Origin of the sequence: Vibrio sp. 10N.222.55.C6, from assembly GCF_041473395.1 — a bacterium.
In the GTDB taxonomy this organism is placed as follows: Bacteria; Pseudomonadota; Gammaproteobacteria; order Enterobacterales; family Vibrionaceae; genus Vibrio; species Vibrio crassostreae_C.
The window spans coordinates 1-276 of sequence record NZ_JBFRSD010000612.1 but is presented as its reverse complement, the minus strand read 5'-3'; the positions used below and the strand labels follow the sequence as shown (position 1 = coordinate 276).

The 276-nt window shown below is 44.2% G+C and carries 1 protein-coding gene; it reads right to left on the bottom strand.

Annotated features, from left to right (window positions below; all coding sequences use genetic code 11):
* Positions 1–62: 62 nt before the first annotated feature.
* On the bottom strand, positions 63–276 hold a 214-nt coding region (locus tag AB4486_RS25320; protein ID WP_372119477.1), incomplete at its 5' end, for a 4Fe-4S binding protein.

The following is a 276-nucleotide window of genomic DNA, read 5'->3' as shown; positions in this document are numbered from 1 at the left end:
CTCTTGGAATGCGGACCCTTTTTCTATTCGTGTCTTTAGTTCTCAAGCATCAAACCAGATGTTTACTGTTGAGTCAGGTTCAATGTCACCGAACCGATGTAACAAGCGCTTCGACACTCTCCACAGCCATTGCACTTATCTTGAGCAACCGTAGGTAACTCCCCGGCTTCAATCTGTATTGCGCCCACTAAACACGCAGATTGGCAGGCATGACAATCCATTTGCATATAGTTATTGCAGCTATCAGCAAAGTTAGGTTTTAAATCAATGTAAGGC